The 17039-nt window shown below is 59.0% G+C and carries 18 protein-coding genes; 7 read left to right on the top strand and 11 right to left on the bottom strand.

The window, feature by feature from the left end; translation table 11 throughout:
* Positions 1–41 precede the first annotated feature (41 nt).
* From EGT36_RS20035 to cydX, 3 genes are read left to right on the top strand one after another with little or no spacing between them, the layout of a single operon-like run.
* A complete protein-coding gene (locus EGT36_RS20035; protein ID WP_006698090.1) occupies positions 42–1619 on the top strand; it encodes a cytochrome ubiquinol oxidase subunit I in 1578 nt (525 codons plus the stop codon).
* A 6-nt stretch (positions 1620–1625) separates the two neighbouring features.
* The gene (gene cydB / locus EGT36_RS20030; protein ID WP_037090621.1) at positions 1626–2783 is read left to right on the top strand and encodes a cytochrome d ubiquinol oxidase subunit II; all 1158 of its coding nucleotides are present in this window, start codon (positions 1626–1628) and stop codon (positions 2781–2783) included.
* 22 nt (positions 2784–2805) lie between these two features.
* Complete coding sequence (gene cydX / locus EGT36_RS20025; RefSeq protein WP_006698088.1) at positions 2806–2928, top strand: cytochrome bd-I oxidase subunit CydX; 123 nt, start codon at positions 2806–2808, stop codon at positions 2926–2928.
* Positions 2929–3014: 86 nt separating this feature from the next.
* Here the strand turns inward: cydX and EGT36_RS20020 are convergent, their stop codons facing one another.
* The 7 genes from EGT36_RS20020 to EGT36_RS19990 form a co-directional block, all read right to left on the bottom strand.
* Positions 3015–3203 carry a hypothetical protein gene (locus EGT36_RS20020; protein WP_004437805.1) on the bottom strand — a complete coding sequence of 63 codons (189 nt, stop codon included), beginning with the start codon at positions 3201–3203 and terminating at the stop codon, positions 3015–3017.
* A 20-nt stretch (positions 3204–3223) separates the two neighbouring features.
* Entirely contained in the window at positions 3224–3649 is a 426-nt protein-coding gene (locus tag EGT36_RS20015) for a DUF3597 domain-containing protein (RefSeq protein ID WP_004437809.1), read from the bottom strand.
* 12 nt (positions 3650–3661) lie between these two features.
* Positions 3662–3913, bottom strand: coding sequence for a GlsB/YeaQ/YmgE family stress response membrane protein (locus EGT36_RS20010; protein ID WP_004437812.1), 252 nt, complete (start codon positions 3911–3913; stop codon positions 3662–3664).
* Between the two features lie 135 nt (positions 3914–4048).
* Complete coding sequence (nadC, locus tag EGT36_RS20005; protein ID WP_125270897.1) at positions 4049–4906, bottom strand: carboxylating nicotinate-nucleotide diphosphorylase; 858 nt, start codon at positions 4904–4906, stop codon at positions 4049–4051.
* Between the two features lies 1 nt (position 4907).
* Positions 4908–6473 carry an L-aspartate oxidase gene (locus EGT36_RS20000; protein WP_125270896.1) on the bottom strand — a complete coding sequence of 522 codons (1566 nt, stop codon included), beginning with the start codon at positions 6471–6473 and terminating at the stop codon, positions 4908–4910.
* Entirely contained in the window at positions 6470–7441 is a 972-nt protein-coding gene (gene nadA, locus EGT36_RS19995; RefSeq protein ID WP_172965678.1) for a quinolinate synthase NadA, read from the bottom strand. The genes EGT36_RS20000 and nadA overlap by 4 nt, the downstream gene beginning before the upstream one ends.
* A 69-nt stretch (positions 7442–7510) precedes the next feature.
* Positions 7511–8413 carry an NUDIX hydrolase gene (locus EGT36_RS19990; protein ID WP_037090691.1) on the bottom strand — a complete coding sequence of 301 codons (903 nt, stop codon included), beginning with the start codon at positions 8411–8413 and terminating at the stop codon, positions 7511–7513.
* Between the two features lie 207 nt (positions 8414–8620).
* Here EGT36_RS19990 and EGT36_RS19985 point away from each other — a divergent pair, with 207 nt between their 5' ends.
* The 4 genes from EGT36_RS19985 (at position 8621) to EGT36_RS31090 (ending at position 12352) form a co-directional block, all read left to right on the top strand.
* Positions 8621–8995 (top strand): PAS domain-containing protein, encoded by a 375-nt coding sequence (locus tag EGT36_RS19985; RefSeq protein ID WP_006698082.1) that lies wholly within the window; start codon positions 8621–8623, stop codon positions 8993–8995.
* Between the two features lie 75 nt (positions 8996–9070).
* Positions 9071–9571: a hypothetical protein gene (locus tag EGT36_RS19980; protein WP_004437825.1), complete on the top strand. Its 501-nt coding sequence runs from the start codon at positions 9071–9073 to the stop codon at positions 9569–9571.
* Between the two features lie 179 nt (positions 9572–9750).
* A complete protein-coding gene (locus tag EGT36_RS19975; protein WP_125270894.1) occupies positions 9751–11166 on the top strand; it encodes a site-specific integrase in 1416 nt (471 codons plus the stop codon).
* A gap of 91 nt (positions 11167–11257) precedes the next feature.
* Positions 11258–12352, top strand: coding sequence for a hypothetical protein (locus EGT36_RS31090; RefSeq protein WP_286084194.1), 1095 nt, complete (start codon positions 11258–11260; stop codon positions 12350–12352).
* 92 nt (positions 12353–12444) lie between these two features.
* Here EGT36_RS31090 and EGT36_RS19960 read toward each other — a convergent pair whose 3' ends face one another.
* The 4 genes from EGT36_RS19960 to istA all read right to left on the bottom strand — a co-directional run bounded on the left by EGT36_RS19960 (position 12445) and on the right by istA (position 16875).
* Positions 12445–13065 carry a recombinase family protein gene (locus tag EGT36_RS19960; RefSeq protein ID WP_125270893.1) on the bottom strand — a complete coding sequence of 207 codons (621 nt, stop codon included), beginning with the start codon at positions 13063–13065 and terminating at the stop codon, positions 12445–12447.
* A 765-nt stretch (positions 13066–13830) separates the two neighbouring features.
* On the bottom strand, positions 13831–14418 hold the full coding sequence (locus EGT36_RS19955) for a hypothetical protein (RefSeq protein WP_125270892.1): 588 nt from the start codon (positions 14416–14418) through the stop codon (positions 13831–13833).
* A 61-nt stretch (positions 14419–14479) separates the two neighbouring features.
* Positions 14480–15373: an IS21-like element ISRel5 family helper ATPase IstB gene (istB, locus tag EGT36_RS19950; protein WP_037095010.1), complete on the bottom strand. Its 894-nt coding sequence runs from the start codon at positions 15371–15373 to the stop codon at positions 14480–14482.
* Positions 15370–16875 (bottom strand): IS21 family transposase, encoded by a 1506-nt coding sequence (gene istA / locus EGT36_RS19945; protein WP_125270226.1) that lies wholly within the window; start codon positions 16873–16875, stop codon positions 15370–15372. The genes istB and istA overlap by 4 nt, the downstream gene beginning before the upstream one ends.
* Positions 16876–17039 lie beyond the last annotated feature (164 nt).

The following is a 17039-nucleotide window of genomic DNA, read 5'->3' as shown; positions in this document are numbered from 1 at the left end:
AGAAATGGAAGGCCGGCCTTCCGGAAAAGGTGGATAAGACCATGGAACTCGACATAGTGGCGCTGTCGCGCCTGCAATTTGCGGTGACGGCTCTCTATCACTTTCTGTTCGTTCCCCTGACGATCGGACTGTCGGTGGTGATCGCCATCATGGAAACGGTCTATGTCATGACCGGCCGCACAATCTGGCGGCAGATGACGAAATTCTGGGGCACCCTGTTCGGTATCAATTTCGTGCTGGGCGTCTCCACGGGCATCGTGATGGAATTCCAGTTCGGTATGAACTGGAGTTACTACAGCCATTATGTCGGCGATATCTTCGGTGCGCCGTTGGCGATCGAGGGCATGATGGCCTTCTTCCTGGAAGCCACCTTCGTCGGTCTGTTCTTTTTCGGCTGGGATAAACTGTCGAAGCTCGGCCATCTCGTCGCGACATGGTGTGTGGCGCTCGGCTCCAATTTCTCAGCGCTTTGGATATTGATCGCCAACGGCTGGATGCAGAACCCCACGGGCTCCGCCTTCAATCCCCAGACCATGCGCATGGAAGTAACTGACTTCTTTGAAGTCCTGTTCAACCCGGTGGCGCAGGCGAAATTCGTTCACACTGTTTCCGCCGGTTATGTCACGGCATCCATCTTCGTGCTCGGCGTTTCCGCCTGGTATGTGCTGAAAGGCCGCCATGTCGATCTTGCCAAACGCTCGATGACGGTTGCTGCCTCATTCGGCCTGGCGTCCGCGCTGTCCGTCGTCGTGCTGGGTGATGAAAGCGGTTATCTTTCGACCGAACACCAGAAGATGAAGCTCGCCTCCATCGAAGCCATGTGGGAGACGGAGCCTGCGCCGGCCCCGTTCACCGCCATCGGCTTTCCGGACCAGGAATCGCGCGAGACACATTTTGCCGTGAAGATCCCGTGGGTCATGGGCCTCATCGGCACACGCTCGCTCGATACGGAAATTCCCGGTATCAACGATCTCGTGGAGCAGGCCAAAACCCGCATCCGCGACGGCATCAAGGCCTATGATGCCCTGATGCAGATTCGCGCCACCGGCAAGGGCGCCGAATTGCCGGAAGAGGTGCGCGGCACCTTCGCGGAACTCGGCCATGAGCTCGGTTACGCCCTGCTGCTGAAACGCTACGTGGACGATCCTCGTCAGGCGAGCGAAGAGCAGATCGCCAAGGCGGCGGCGGATACCATCCCGCATGTGCCGACGCTCTTCTGGTCGTTCCGCATCATGGTTGGTCTCGGCATGTTCTTCATCCTTCTGACCGCGACCTTCTTCTATCTTTCGGCTCGCCGCCGGCTGGATCATTACCCGTTGCTGCTGAAGGTGGCGGTATTCGCCATTCCGCTGCCCTGGATCGCGGCGGAAATGGGCTGGGTCGTGGCCGAGTTCGGCCGCCAGCCATGGATCATCGAGGGCGTGTTGCCGACCGCAGCCGCCGTCTCCAGTCTCAGCGCGTCCACTGTCCTCATCACGCTCCTGTGCTTCATCGCCATCTACACGGTGCTGTTCATCGTCGAGATGGGCCTGATGTTGAAAGCGATCCGCAAGGGCCCCGATCCGGACCATCAGCCGGAAGCGCCGCTCGTTCCTGAAAAACTCGTCGCTGCGGAGTAAACGATCATGATATTGCACCAACTCATCGACTACGAAATCCTCCGCATCATCTGGTGGCTGCTGCTTGGCGTGGTGCTGATCGGTTTTGCCGTGACCGGCGGTTTCGATCTCGGCACCGGCGCGCTGTTGCCCTTCGTGGCGAAAACGGATGTGGAGCGGCGTGTCGTCATCAATTCCATCGGCCCGGTCTGGGAGGGTAATCAGGTCTGGCTCATCCTCGGTGGCGGAGCGATCTTCGCGGCCTGGCCGCCGCTTTATGCGGTGTCATTCTCGGGGTTCTATCTGGCGATGTTCGCCACCCTGTTTGCACTGATCCTGCGGCCGGTCGGTTTCAAGTATCGGTCCAAGCGCGAGAGTACCGCATGGCGCACCGGCTGGGACTGGGCGCTCTTCATCGGCGGCTTCGTCCCTTCGCTTATCTTCGGCGTGGCGATCGGCAACGTACTGCAGGGTGTTCCCTTTCACCTCAATGACGATCTCAGGATTTTCTATGACGGGACGACGCTGTTTGAACTTCTGAACCCCTACGCCATTCTCTGCGGGCTTGTATCCGTCGCCATGCTGGTCATGCATGGCGCCGCATGGCTGGTACTGAAAACGGATGGTCCGGTGGCGGCCCGCGCCCGCAGTTTCGGCTCCGTCGCCGCACTTGCCACCACCGTTCTCTTCGCGCTTGGCGGCGTTCTTCTGTGGCTTGGTATCGATGGTTATCGCTTCACCTCGGAAGTCGTGACCGATGGACCGTCCAATCCCTTGTCAAAGACGGTGGAGATTGCAACCGGGGTCTGGTTCTCCAATTATGCAGCGCATCCATGGATGATGCTGGCGCCGACCCTCGGCCTTGTTTTTCCGCTCGTCGCATTGCTGTTGTTGACGCTGCGCCGGGAGGTGATGGCGCTGCTTGCCAGTTCGCTCGCAATCTTCGGCATCATCTCGACAGTGGGCCTCACGATGTTTCCTTTCATCCTTCCGTCTTCGGTCGATCCGAAATCGAGCCTGACGGTGTGGGACGCGTCTTCCAGCCATATGACGCTGTTCATAATGCTGGTCGTCGCCCTCATCTTCATCCCGATCATCGTCGCTTACACCTCGTGGGTCTATCGGGTGCTGTGGGGCAAGGTGGATGAAAAGGCGATCCGCGATGACAGCGGTCATGCTTATTGATCAAGAAAGAAGGAGATCGAACATGTGGTACTTCGCCTGGCTGCTCGGCCTGCCTCTCGCCGCCATCTTCGCCGTCATGAATGCGATGTGGTATGAGTTGATGGAAGAAAACGCGAAAAAGGCCGAAGCCAAGCTGGATAGATAGCGGCTTGATGTGCGCGACACGAAAGGGGCGGCATCCAAACCGGATGCCGCCCCTTTTTTAATGCCGGTGCCTACCAGGGCGCTGCTTCAGTGGATAGCAATACCGCGCTTGTCCGCTTCTTCCTTGATAATGTCTTCGACGATGGTTCGCTTCAGACCCGGATCTCCCAAAAGGTAATCGTCGGCGATTTCGAAGATCGACTTCGGGTTCTCCGTTCCCTGCAGGGTGTCGAGATCGCGACCGATCTGCTCCCTCAAGCTGGAATAGTCGTCCATGGCGGCCTCCGTTTACCGGTTCAGTCCAGAAGTTCGGCCGGAACCTTGCCGCCGTTTTCGGAAAGTTTCTTGATGACGGCCTTGTGCAGCCAGATGTTCATGGTGGCCGAATCCGAGGTATCGCCGGTGTAACCGAGTTCGCTGGCGAGTTCCTTTCGGGCGGTCAGGCTGCTGTCGAGGTCGAGGGCCTTCAGAAGGTCGACGATGGAGTGCTTCCAGTCCAGCTTCTGGCCGTTTTTCTTGACCGCCGCATCCAGGATGGACGCTACATCGACGTTGCCGGTAGAAGCCGGTGCCGCCGTTGTCGGTGCAGGTGAAGCCGGTGCGGCAGGGGCCGCTGCAGTTGTGCTGGCAGTGCCCGTCGGCGTGCCGGCCGGAGCCGAAGTCTGTGGGGCGGCTTCTGCCTTGCCGAAAATCGCGTTCTTGATCTTGTCGAAAAAGCTCATTCTGTCCTCCCCTTAGCGGCGAAATGCACGCCCGACGGCAATAAGAATGCAGGCGCCGATGAAACCGGCAATGAGATAGCCAATCCAGCCGCCAAGCGAAACGCCCACCAGTCCCAGAAGGAAATTGGCGACGATGGCACCGACAATGCCAAGGATAATGTTCATGAAAACACCCATATTGCTTTTCATGAACTGTTCGGCGAGCCAACCAGCTACACCGCCAATGATGATTGCTGCAATCCAGCCAACTTGTGCGTCTTCCATAACAGGCCTTTCCTTTCTAAGAGAGGTCAAAAGGCATATGGACCCGCTTTGTGCGCACGTCCCCCCGCCTTGAATCGACCCCAGGCGGGATAATAACGATGGCGCGGAAAATTTGTTCCGTGCCGCGTGCAGGCTTCAATTTTTGCTCTCGAAATCCAGTCCGATATCCAGAACTGGCGCGCTGTGGGTCAGCCAGCCGATGGAGATGAGGTCGACGCCCGTGGCGGCGATGGCCGCAGCCGTCTGTGGAGTGATGCGCCCGGACGCTTCGGTAATGGCACGACCGGCGACAATTTTCACCGCTTCGCGCAGCTGTTCAGGCGTCATATTGTCGAGAAGAACCGCATCGACACCTTCATCCATTGCCTCGCGCAACTGTGAAAGCGTGTCCACCTCGACTTCTATCTTGACGAGATGGCCGACACCCTTTTTTGCACGGCGGATCGCGTCACGCACGCTGCCCGCCACGGCGATGTGGTTGTCCTTGATGAGAACAGCGTCATAGAGTGCAAAACGGTGGTTCATGCCGCCGCCGGCGCGCACGGCGTATTTTTCCAGTGCCCGGAGGCCTGGTGTGGTCTTGCGGGTGCAGGCGACCGAAGCATTGGTCCCGGCGATGGCCGCGACGATCTTAGCCGTGACGGAGGCGATACCCGACAGGTGGCCGAGGAAATTCAAAGCTGTACGCTCTGCCGTCAAAAGCCCGCGTGAAGGCCCCCTGATCGTTGCGACGGTGTCGCCCGGTGCGACGGAAGCTCCATCCTGCACGTTCCGCTCTATCGTGATGGCCGGGTCCACGAGCTGGAAGGCCAGTTCCGCAGCATCAAGCCCGGCGACGACACCCTCTTCGCGTGCCGCCATGACGACGACCGACCAGTGATCGGCGGGAATGACGGCGGTAGAAGTGACGTCGCCCGCAAGGCCCAGGTCTTCCAGAAGGGCGTTACGGACCAGCGGTTCGATGATGAGGCGGGGCAGGGGGGCAAGGGTCATGTCAGGCGGTCCGTGCGAAGCTGGAAGAGGAGGGGCTGGTCGAGGAAAGGGCATGGGCAAGGTCAATCACCTCTGCCATGCTCAGGCGACGCCTCGTCGCCGTCGCATCCTTCCCAGGAAAATCATCGCGGAAATGCGCTCCGCGCGATTCCGTCCGCAAGGCGGCAAAAACGGCGATCGCCAGACCCACGAGGGCGGGATCGGATGCCGGGCCCTTTGCCTCCACGAGCGGCAGTAAATCCCGGATCGCCTCGGTTAGACCCGCCGCATGTCTGACGATACCGAGATGTCGGGATATGATGGCGCGGACGGTGGCAGGATCGGCGGCAGGATGGTCCACCGTGCGGGTTGCAGAAGCGGTGGTACTCGGCCGTGCGAACGAGGGCTGGGTGGCGATATCCTGTGCCGCACGCATACCCATTGCGGCAGCTTCCAGCAGGGAATTGCTGGCCAGCCGGTTGGCGCCGTGAAGCCCCGTGCAGGCGGCCTCGCCGGCGACCCACAGGCCCGGCACCGAACTTCGCCCTCTGCCGTCCGTGGCAATGCCGCCCATATGATAGTGTACGGCAGGGCGGACGGGGACCAGTTCACGGGCCGGATCTATTCCAGCCTCCCGGCAGAGCAGGTCGATTGCAGGAAACCGGGCGGAAAAGCTGGAGCCAAGGGCCTTGCGGGCGTCAAGAAACACCCTGCCGCCGCGCAGGATTTCACGATCTATCGCGCGTGCGACGACGTCGCGGGAGGCGAGTTCCGCGCCGGGAACAGGGGCCATGAACCTTTCACCGCTTTCGTTGAGGAGAAGTGCGCCTTCGCCCCGCACTGCCTCGCTAACCAGCGCCAGCGGCCGCCGCGCTGAAGAAAGCGCCGTCGGATGGAACTGTACGAATTCCATGTCGGCAAGAATTGCGCCGGCGCGGGCGGCCAGCATGATGCCCTGTCCGAAATTGCCGGAAGGATTGGTCGTGGCCTCGTAGAGGCCACCGAGGCCGCCGGTGGCGAGAACCACCCGCGTTGCCGGCAGAACGAAGCCGCCTTTCGGTCCGGCGCAGGCGAGGCCAGCAATCGCGCCGTCCTGTGTCAGCAGCCGGCGCACTTCGGTGCCTTCAAGAACCGTGATCGACGGTGTGCGCAGAACGGCGGCGGCGAGAGCCCTGACGATGGCCGCGCCCGAACCGTCGCCCTCGGCGTGCAGGATGCGCCTTCGGCTGTGGGCGGCCTCCAGCCCGAAGATGGGCCTGCCATCGGCGTCCCGGTCGAAGCGCACCCCGGCCTGCTCCAGCGCCTCGATGACAGCAGGGGCGGCGGAAACGATATCGGCGGCCATTTCCGCATCGCAGAGACCGTCTCCAGCGGCGAGCGTATCGGCAAGATGCAGCGCGACGCTGTCATCGGGACCGAGGCTTGCGGCAATGCCGCCCTGCGCCCAGGCGCTCGACGTTTCGCCGCCAAGCGCACCACGTGTCAGAAGCAGCACGGGCTGCGGCGCAAGTGTCAGCGCCGCCATCAGGCCGGCAATGCCGCTGCCGACGATGGCCGTCCAGTCCTGCTGCGGCAAGCGCTCGCTCATACTTCCAGCATCCTTTCCACAGCGCGACGGGCGGCGGCGGCGATGGCCGGATCGACAGTCACTTCGTGGCGGTTTTCCTCAAGGGCTGTGCGGATATTGCCGAGCGTGATGCGTTTCATGTGCGGGCAGAGATTGCACGGCCGGATAAATTCGACGTCCGGGTGATGCACGGCGACATTGTCGCTCATCGAGCACTCCGTCAGAAGCACCACGCGGGCGGGGCGCTCACGACCGACATAGTCGGACATGACGGCGGTAGAGCCGGAAAAATCCGCGGCCTCGACAACCTCAGGCGGACATTCGGGATGCGCCAGTACGATCACGCCGGGATGGCTTTCCCGCAGCTCCCTGATGTCATCGGCGGTGAAACGCTCGTGCACTTCGCAATGGCCGCGCCAGGCGATCAGTTCGACATTGGTTTCCATGGCCACGTTCTTCGCCAGATATTCATCCGGCAGCATCAAGACGCGCGGCACGCCGAGCGATTCCACCACCTGGCGGGCATTACCCGACGTGCAGCAGATATCGGACGCCGCCTTCACTGCGGCGGACGTGTTCACATAGGTCACAACAGGCACGCTGGGATAGGCCTTTCGCAGGAGGGCGATATCCTCCGGCGTGATGGAATCGGCAAGCGAACAGCCGGCAGCCATATCCGGAATGAGCACGGTCTTTCTCGGATTGAGCAGCTTCGCCGTCTCGGCCATGAAATGCACGCCGGCGAGAACGATGACATCCGCCTCCACCTCCATCGCCTTGCGGGCAAGGGCAAGGCTGTCGCCGACGATATCGGCGACAGCATGGAATATTTCAGGTGTCTGGTAATTATGGGCGAGGATGACGGCATTACGCTTGCGCTTCAACTCAAGGATCGCCTCCACATCGTCCTGGAAACCCATCCATTCGGCCTTGGGAATGACGCGGGCAACGCGGTCGTAAAGGCTTGCGGCGGAAATCTGCTCGTTCACGGTGCGCTCCCATTTATGCTCGTTTTGAGTATATCTAGAACGAAGGAATATTCTCATTATGAGCATATGTCAATTGCGGGAGAGCGGTAGTTTCGTTCCGGAAAGGGCGCGTTCATCGAGGACGGTCTGGCGGAAGCGGAAAAGCTTTGCCGGTCGTCCGCCGGTTTCCGTAGCCATGTCGCCGGTTTCTTCCACCAGTTGCTGCTGTTCGATCAGCCGGCGAAAATTCTGCTTGTGCAGCGTCAGCCCGGCCAACGCCTCGACGGCGCGCTGCAATTGCAGTAGCGTGAAGGTATCGGCCATCAGTTCGAATACCACCGGCCGGTATTTGATTTTGGCCCTCAACCGGGCAATTCCGGTGGCGAGGATGCGGCGGTGATCGGCGAACATCGGCCTTCCGAAATTGATCCGGGGTTCCGCCTGCGCTTCCTCAACCAGCCCCGCCTCATACAGCAGCTCATAGCGCTGAAGGGTGAGTTCCTCGTTCCAGCCGCCGCCGTCGAGGCCGAAGGTAAAATCGGCCCGCAAGTGGCGCTGGTTTTTACAAGATGGGTCGGAATCCGCCCATGCCCGCAGCTTCTCGACGATGCTGGCGAGAACCGCGGGGCGTCCTTGGCGATGGTCTTCCCACGGGAAATAATCGTACCATCCGTGCCAGAAAGGACGTTTGCCGTCCATCGCCTCCTGTTCGCGGACAAGTCCCAGATAGCCGATGGAGATGGTTCTGCCGCCCGGAATATCGTTGTTTCGGTCGCGGTCGGCGAAGGTGTAGAGCTGCTCGAGATAACCGACGGGATGATGCGTCTGCTCGTGAATCCATTCCCGCAAGCCGCTTTGAAGCGTCCTGTGACCGAATTCGAAGGGTCCCGAAGGAAGCGCCGCCCCCGCCCGAACGGTCATCACGCGCGGTTCATCTCCGGTAATGGCGGTGACGACGGCAATGAGTTCGGCATGGGCAAGCCCGATGGTCACGGCGGCTCCTGTGATCTGTAGCGGCAAGGTCAATCTTCTTTGGCACAGGAAGATCGCTTCGCCAACATGGCTGCCGAAATGGCCTGTCGATAAGCGACCGGCCAAAAAAGATACTATATCAGACAAAAGAATGAATTCTTGTGGTTAGCCGTTTATCGTCCATTATGGTAGAGACCCGCCACAAGCATCTCAGACTGTTGAAGGCCGATGTTGAAGAACATATCTCTCGAAGAGACACTTGTGGGTTACTACACCTGGAATATCGGGCAAAATCTGGTTTATCTGGATGCCGTGGCCGCGCGCCTGCGGGAGGTTCGTCCGGAAAAGGCCGCCCGCGGTATCCCGGTAGAGGATTTTATTGCACAAATCGAAAGCGGCTCCCGGGCGCGTGTGGCTGAAGCCGTCTATAATTCGCTGACGAACGGCGTGTTTTACGATCAGGAATATCGTATCCAGCTCACCTCTGGTGGGTTTCGCTGGCTGCGGACAACAGGACGGGTGATCCTCGACAGCGATCGGCTTCCGATTATGGCCATGGGCACGGTCAGGGATATCAGCGCAGGCAAGCTTCTATTGATGTGATGGGCGGCCGTGGCCTCTCGCAAGGGAACGTCAGGCCGATTTTATTTTGTTCATTGTTTTTAATGTTGCGGTGACATGGTCCGGCAGGTCGCAATTTTGCTGTTTCAGATTGCCCTGGTCATAGGCGTTGCCATAGCCGGCATGCGGATTGCCTCGCTCGTCAATGGCGAGACTGCCTCCGCCCCGGCAGGACTTGCGGCCAACACCGAACAGCTGTGGACCACCTCGCCCGTACGGGTTGACCCCACCCGGCAGGAATACGAGCGCGTTCCGACCCCGCCGGATCCCTTCCCGCTGAAGATGCATGCCGACCAGCGCCTTCGCGTCATCTCCAGCAGCCGCTTCACCTTCAAAAACGAGGAGTTCCGCCTCGCAGGCGTGGAGGAGGTGGAGAGAAACCGTGTCTGCACCACCCCGGACGGCCGCCGTTATGCCTGCGGCCTCAATGCCTTCAAAGCGCTGGAGAACCGTTTGCGCGGCAGATATATTGAATGTCGCGTGGTGGAGGAGAGCGGTGCGCTCCGTTCTCTGGAATGCCGTATCAACGGACAGGATGTGCGGGCGTTATTGCGATAGATGGCCGCGTGAGGTGGGACTGAAGGTCGCACGATCCAGATTTTACTGACGTGATGAATTTTATCTTGGGAAATTTGGTGGAGCTAAGCGGGGGCTACACGACGATTGTCTATGCCATTGATCTCATTGATATCAAATGATAATCAGGCGGCAAACTTGGTCTGAAACATTGGTCTGAAATGTCGAAAAACTCCCGTCGTTACCTCGATTTGCGCGGTCTCACCTACTGGTTCAAGCGCGACATCCCCCAAGCCATCCGCCTCCATTTCGATGGCAAGACCGCGTATCTGGTGAACCTTGGAACCAGTGACCTGAAGCTTGCGATGTCGAGGCGTGATGACATTGAGCGAGAGACGGACAGGCTGTACCGTGAGGCGCGGGAAGGTCGCCCGCTCGCCACGAGGCAGGACAACGTCCGCATGCTCGGTGAGGCATGGGCCGCTGAACTCGCAGTGAGCGTGAAAGACCCATTCGAGTGGACCGCGAGAGTGACGGGCCGGGAAGCCGGTGACATCGAAGACGTGGACATCATCAGCCCGCATGACATGATCGAGGAAGAGGCTAAACGGATCGAACGCAAGCAAGGACGCGCTGCCAAGACGCGCTTCCTAAACATCGTCAGCGGTCAGGTTGCAATCGATCATCACTTGGAAACCTACCTGAAGGAAGCGAAGCTTGCGCCGAAGACCACGGCAGAACGCCGGAACCTCGTCGCCAAGTTTGCGAGGTGGGCGGATGAGACCGACCTGACAATTGGCGACATCGACAGGGCTGTGGCGGGTAAGTACGTCTCGTCGAAAATCAGCCCCCTCGACCCATCGACCGCAAAGAAGCATTTAGGCAGCGTCAAGCTGTACTGGGACTACCTGATCATGCGCGGCCATGTTCGTGGCAAGAACCCATGGGAAGGCCAGACGATGCCTAACAGGGGCCGCAGGGTCGAACGGGACGCTGACGTTGAAGAACGCCCGTTCACGTCTGGCGAGATGAAGACGCTGCTCTATTCGGCATACCCCAAACGAATGACGCCAGAGTTTGAGCAGCAGCTTCGGGACGCCATGCGCATCTCTGCGCTGTCGGGCATGAGGCAAGCCGAAGTCGTCACACTTTGGGTGGAGGAGTGCCCGCTGGATGAGCAAGGCATTGGCTGCTTCAACGTTCGTCAGGGCAAGACGAAAGCATCGGTAAGGCGGGTTCCAATTCATCCCGATCTGGTCGAGATGATCCGGCGCAGGAAGAAGGACAAGGGGCCGCAAGAGTGGCTGTTCCACGAGTTGGCGAACGAAAAGAACCCTTCCGACGTGTTCGGCAAACGCTTCGCTCAGTACCGCAAGAAGCTCAAGGTAGAGGATAAGGTCGAGGGCAAGCGCCGCAGTCTGGTCAACTTCCATTCATTCCGACGTTGGTTCATCACAGAGGCTGAACAGGCTGGACAGCAGGAGAGCATCATATCGGAAGTCGTCGGCCATGAGGAGGGCCGCAAGTCGATCACACTGAAGGTTTACTCAGCGGGGCCATCAGAGGACCAGAAGCGTAAATGCGTGGAAGCTGTTAGGCTGCCCTATCCAACCTCAATCGAGAGGGCGAACTCGTAGGTCGGATGCGGGGAATAACTGCCAGCACGGTTGAAGACCAGACACCGATCACCTAAACCATCAACCTAGGGCGTTGTTGTTTGGGGGCATCGTGAAGCGTTATATTTTCTTGAGGAGCGTTATCTTTGTATTTTTTCTGTCGTTGAGCGCTGGAGAATGGTGGGGATTGGCTGCTCATGCTGCCGATGTCGCTGTCGTTAACTGGCGTGGCCATCAGGTTTTAAAGCTCTCAGGCGAGATTGATGAGGGGACAGAGCGAAAGTTGGCAGCGTTGTTGAAGCAGGTATCGGCATTGCCGCACGGGCTACCTGTTCTGCTTCTCGACAGTCCGGGTGGATTTGTTGACGAAGCTTTGCTGATCTCATCGCTCCTTGATCAAGTGTCGGTTCACACGGTTATACCGAAAGGCGCGCGATGTGCTTCAGCCTGCGCGTCCATCATCTTTGTCGCAGGCAGGGCACGTACCGTCGAGGATGGTGGATTGCTGGGGCAGCACTCCTGCTCCCGGGGGGGTGTTCCTGACGATGCTTGCAACGAGGCTCTGAGCAAGCACGCCGTGGAGCATGGAGTTTCCCACGGCAGCATCGGAGCGTTCGTCACTTATGTCCCGCCCGAGAAAATCCTTTGGTTCTCCAGAGAGGACGCCGAGGGGTGGGGGCTGACCAAGTACCCGGGCGAAGACCTGAGTGGATTTGAGAAGAGCGAACCCCGCGTAATAAAACTGCTGACTGGCAAAACACCACAAGCGCAATCGGCATGGCGGATCAATTTTCGAGAGGATGGGTTCGAGGCATTCGTTAGAACCGCATCCGACTTCGAACGAGAGATGCAGTTGAACGTCTTCTGCTCAGAGAAGCTACCGGGGAAGCTCTTCCTTGGCATGGAGGTGAATGGTCCCGCTGAGGCAGTCCGAGATGCCGTGGTCGGGTTGGCTGTCGAGGCCGACAGAGCTTCGTGGGAAGACGTGAGCCCCCTCATCCACCAGAAGGATGAACAAATCTCGGAGGTCGTGACTGAGGTTCCTAGGGAGCATCTGAAGGCGTTCCTCACGAAGGCAGACAAACTCACTTTCGGGGTCGCATTGAAGCATCCATATCAGCCGATGATTGCGCAGACTTGGCTGGGCACTAGTCGGAAGGTTCTGCTATTTGCCGCAAACAACTGCATGGGTACCACTACTAAATGAGTTGGCACCTTAAGCGAGACTCAACGTGCACTACTGCTGTTTGAAAACGTATAATCACACTCTATCACACAGGCGCATAGCTAATTCCCCACTCATGCACCCTTCTCAACCCTCTTGGCCAACCGTGAAAGCGTCGAGCGCGAGCAGCGAGTTGCCCTAATGATGCTGTTCCAACTCTGACCGCTGGCTAACATCTGGGCGATGGCAGCGTTACGCTCGGCATCCTCAGGGCGTCCCTTGTAGACGCCATCGGCCTTAGCCTTCGCGATGCCCTGAGCCTGCCGCCTCCTGCGGTCCTCGTAGTCCTTGCGGGCTATGGCTGCGAGCATGTCGAGCATCATCCCGTTGATGGCGTCCAGCATACGGCTCTGGATGTCGTCCTTGTCAGCCGTGGCCATCATCCAAGACGTAGGGAGGTCCAAGGCCACCACCTTCACACGGCGCTGCTGTATCTCAGCCTTCAGCCTCTCCCAGTCGGCAGCGTTCAGGCGGCTCAAGCGGTCCACCTGCTCCACCAGCAGGATGTCTCCGGGATGACAGTCGGACAGCAGCCGGAACAATTCAGGACGAACCAAGGAAGCACCACTCTCGTTCTCCACGTAGGAGGCAGCAATCTTCAGGCCACGCTCCTCAGCGAAGCGGAACAAGTCCTCCTTCGCACGGCTGGCGTCTTGGTCTTTAGTGCTGGCACGGAGATAGGCACGGACATGCATGGGAAACCACCTGAGTTCGTTCTGGGTGGTTCTCTTATCATTGGTTCGCGTTGGGTTGTCAATCGGTATTTATCGAACCAGTTCGACAATGGTTCTCCTAAGGCACACCTAAAAAGAACCACCTTTAAGGCGCTCCTTCCCCATGGCGGCGGGCAAAACCCAGTCGTGGAACGGCGCACCGTTGCGTAGTGCTCCCGGTTTGCGGGTCAGGACCGACACGTAGTGCTAGGGATTATAGATCGTCTCGCCACGGCCCTAGGTCTCGATCATGCGGACGAGCTTGGAGGCGTTGAAGGCTGGGGCGGTTACAGCAGGGGTAAGAGTGCCTTCTAAAAAACAAAATAGGAGGGTGGCCCACCGGGGGGGCTGGTACCTCCCATAAATCTAAGCTGGGTTCTCAGATTTTTTCATCAAACATTCCGCCCCCTTCAGTCCGGTCAACGAGGGCTAGCAGAATATACGCCTGATGAGAAATCCCCCGAGGAACGCCGCGAGGCTTGTTCGGCAGGAAGGGCGAAATAATTGACCATTCGTGGTCCGTGAACCAGCTCAACAATGAGCTGAGTGGCGTCTACGCCAAGAGACTTTATGAGTTTGCGGCCTAAGACGTATCGACCTCGGAGAAGCCGTCCCCAAATTTGGGGGCAGCTACCGTGGAGAGGCGTTCGTAGCTGAATAGGTGATGACACCGGCCAGACGGTGAACGCCTCCCCACGGTCGGGGGCCGCAAGAGGGAACCGCTGTCAGTCAAGGGCGGGAGGGTGATTAGTCTGGTGAGGAAAGGAAATCACTCAGAAGTTCAGTGTGCCGAGCCTGAGCGATCCTACGCGCATCATCAGGGGAAATACTTAGACATGCTTCGATTTCCTCGACCAGATGGGCAACCACGTAAGGCGTTATGCAGCCATCCGGCAGAGTGGTCATGACCGCTGCGAGTGTCGCTGCTTCTCCCGGCTCATACCCATTCCACGTATCACCGGAACTGATTTCATACCAAGTGTATGGTCGGAGATATGGGGGCACTGCCTCCTGAACAGCCAGACTACTTCCCTCGCCGCGAAGATAGTCATCAAGCCGGTCGAGAATTTCAGCCGCGCACGGATCGTCTGCCAGAGTGGCAACAGGTCGGGCAAAGGAGAGAGCGAGCCTACGGCAGGCGGTCGAATGCTCCGCTTTCGTCGGCAACTGCCACAACGTGTCATAGAGACCACAGATTGACAGGCCGGTGAGGTAGTCTAGCGGCTCATTGTCAGGCTTGGTTTTGCCAAGCCCGATTAAGAGTGTTTCCCACCCTTCACCGCACATCCTTCCTGACCCTCTGAGTTCATGCAGCGTGGTAACGATCTTTGGCATTGCTCCTTACCTATAGCGCGGCGATTAGGATGAGACGCGGGCGACAATCTGGATGAGATTCTTAGGTCGCGGTCGGGGTCAGATTATCATGCTGATTGTCGCTGACAAGTTCTTCGTCATTTTCTGATTGCCGCTCCGCGACAGACAGCGTTGAGGTCCTGATTGTCGCAAACGAAGCGGGTCGGCCTCGCTGGCGCTTTTCCTCAAGTGCTGCTCTGCGGCGATAGCTTTCGACATTCATCTCGAAGATCGTGGCATGGTGCACGAGCCGGTCGACTGCGGCGAGTGTCATGGCAGGATCGGGAAAGACCCTGTTCCACTCTCCGAACGGCTGATTGGCGGTGATCAGGATCGACCTGTGCTCGTATCGGGCCGAGATCAGTTCGAAGAGCACACTTGTTTCCGCCTGGTCCTTGGTGACGTAGGCGAGGTCATCGAGGATGAGCAGGTCGTATTTGTTGAGTTTGTCGATGGCTGATTCAAGCTGGAGTTCTCGACGGGCAACCTGAAGCTTCTGCACAAGATCGGTGGTTCGGGTGAACAGGACCCGCCATCCGTTCTCAATCAGCGCGAGACCGATGGCAGCAGCAAGATGGCTCTTTCCTCCGCCGGGCGGACCGAACATGAGGATGTTCGCTCCCTTGGCGAGCCAACTGTCGCCGGCGGTAATTGCCATGACCTGGGCCTTCGAGATCATAGGTACAGCGTCAAAGGCGAAGCTGTCCAAGGTCTTTCCAGGCGGCAGGTGCGCTTCGGCGAGATGCCGTTCAATCCTGCGATTTGCACGTTCTGCCAGCTCGTGCTCGGCAATAGCCGACAGGAATCGAGCTGCTGGCCATCCTTCCCGGTCCGCCTGCTCGGCAAATTGCGGCCAAAGCGTTTTAATTGTCGGCAACCGAAGTTCGTTGAGCATGATACCGAGCCGTGCTTCATCGATGGCGTGTGCGTTCTTCATGCGGCTTCTCCCGTCCCGATCAGGGCCTCATAACCGTTAAGCGATGCGAGTTGCACATGAACGGTCGGCAGCTTGGCCGGGTCCGGACCGAAGAGCGCTCGCATGGCAGCCAGGTTGGGTAACTCACCAGCATCGAGTGTCCTGGCCAATTCTTCGGCAAGTTCGCGTTCGCAGCCGCGGTCATGCGCCAGTGCCAGAAGCTCAACGGTGATCTTGCAAGCCTGCTTATCGGGAAGATGTTCGGTCAGGGCCTCGAAGGCCTTGCGATATTCTTCTCGCGGGAAGAGCTTGTCGCGATAAACGAGGCCACGGAGCGCCATCGGCTTTTTACGCAGGGAATGGATGACGTGGTGGTAGTTGACGACCTGGTCGTGTCGCCCGTCAGCGTGGCCACGTCCCCGGCGCAACGTCATCAGATGCGTACCGCCAACGAAGACATCCAGCCGATCGTCGAACAGGCGAACTCGTAACCTGTGGCCGATCAGGCGGGACGGCACGGTGTAGAAGACCTTGCGCAGGGTGAAGCCGCCCGTCCGGGACACAGTGACAACAATCTCCTCGAAGTCCGTGGTCCGGCGCTCAGGCAGCGACTGCAGATGGGACCGCTCTGCATCGATACGCCTGCCATGGGCAGCGTTGCGACGGCTGACGATCTCGTCGACAAAAGCGCGGTAAGAACCGAGATCGTCGAATTCCTTGGTGCCCCGCATCAGCAGGGCATCGTGAACAGCGTTTTTGAGATGACCATGCGAGCTTTCGATCGAGCCGTTCTCATGCGCGACACCTTTGTTGTTGCGCGTCGGGGTCATCCGATAATGGGAGCAAAGCTGATCGTAACGGTGTGTGAGATCGACCCTGGCGTCGGCATCGAGGTTGCGGAATGCCGCCGACAGGCTGTCGCTGCGATGATAAAGCGGCGTACCACCCACGGACCACAGGGCATTTTGAAGTCCTTCGGCCAGCGCGACGAAGCTTTCCCCGCCGAGAATGACATGGGCGTGTTCGAAGCCCGACCAGACGAGCCGAAAGTGATAGAACAGATGATCAAGCGGCTGGCCGGCGATCGTTACACCAAGGCCGCTGGCGTCGGTAAAATCCGAAAGGCCCAGTCGGCCTGGCTCGTGCGTCTGGCGGAAGATGACCTCCTGCGCTTCGCCATTGACAGCACGCCACGACCGGATGCGTCGTTCAAGCGTACGGCGGATACCTTCAGATAGTTCTGGATGTCGGCGCAGCATCTCGTTGTAGACGGCGACGGCACGGATGCCAGGGGCGGCCTTCAGCAGCGGGACGACTTCAGTCTCGAAAATCGGCTCGAGGGGATCAGGGCGGCGACGTCCACGCGGCGCTTTGCTCTGAGATGGTAGGTGTACCTTCTTGTCGAGGCGGTATGCCGTGGCTCGGCTGATCGACGCTTTTGCCGCGGCGATCTCTACGGAATGCGTTTGTCGGTACTTCATAAAGAGTCTCATCTGATGATCGGTTAAATGGCGACCCGGCACAAACTGGTTCTCCAATCCAGAAAACCGCAAATGTACCGGACCGACCGCGATCTTGAGACGCCGAAAATCTGCGCCACGCCGGGGTATGACTACGATCGGGCTACGCCCTCACTTCGTCACACCCCGGCGCAAGTCTCATCCTGATTGACGCTGAATCCGCATTG

The organism is Agrobacterium sp. FDAARGOS_525 (genome assembly GCF_003938925.1).
GTDB lineage: Bacteria > Pseudomonadota > Alphaproteobacteria > Rhizobiales > Rhizobiaceae > Agrobacterium > Agrobacterium pusense.
Note: the sequence above shows the minus strand (reverse complement) of the source record. Positions and strands in the feature narration are given on the sequence as shown.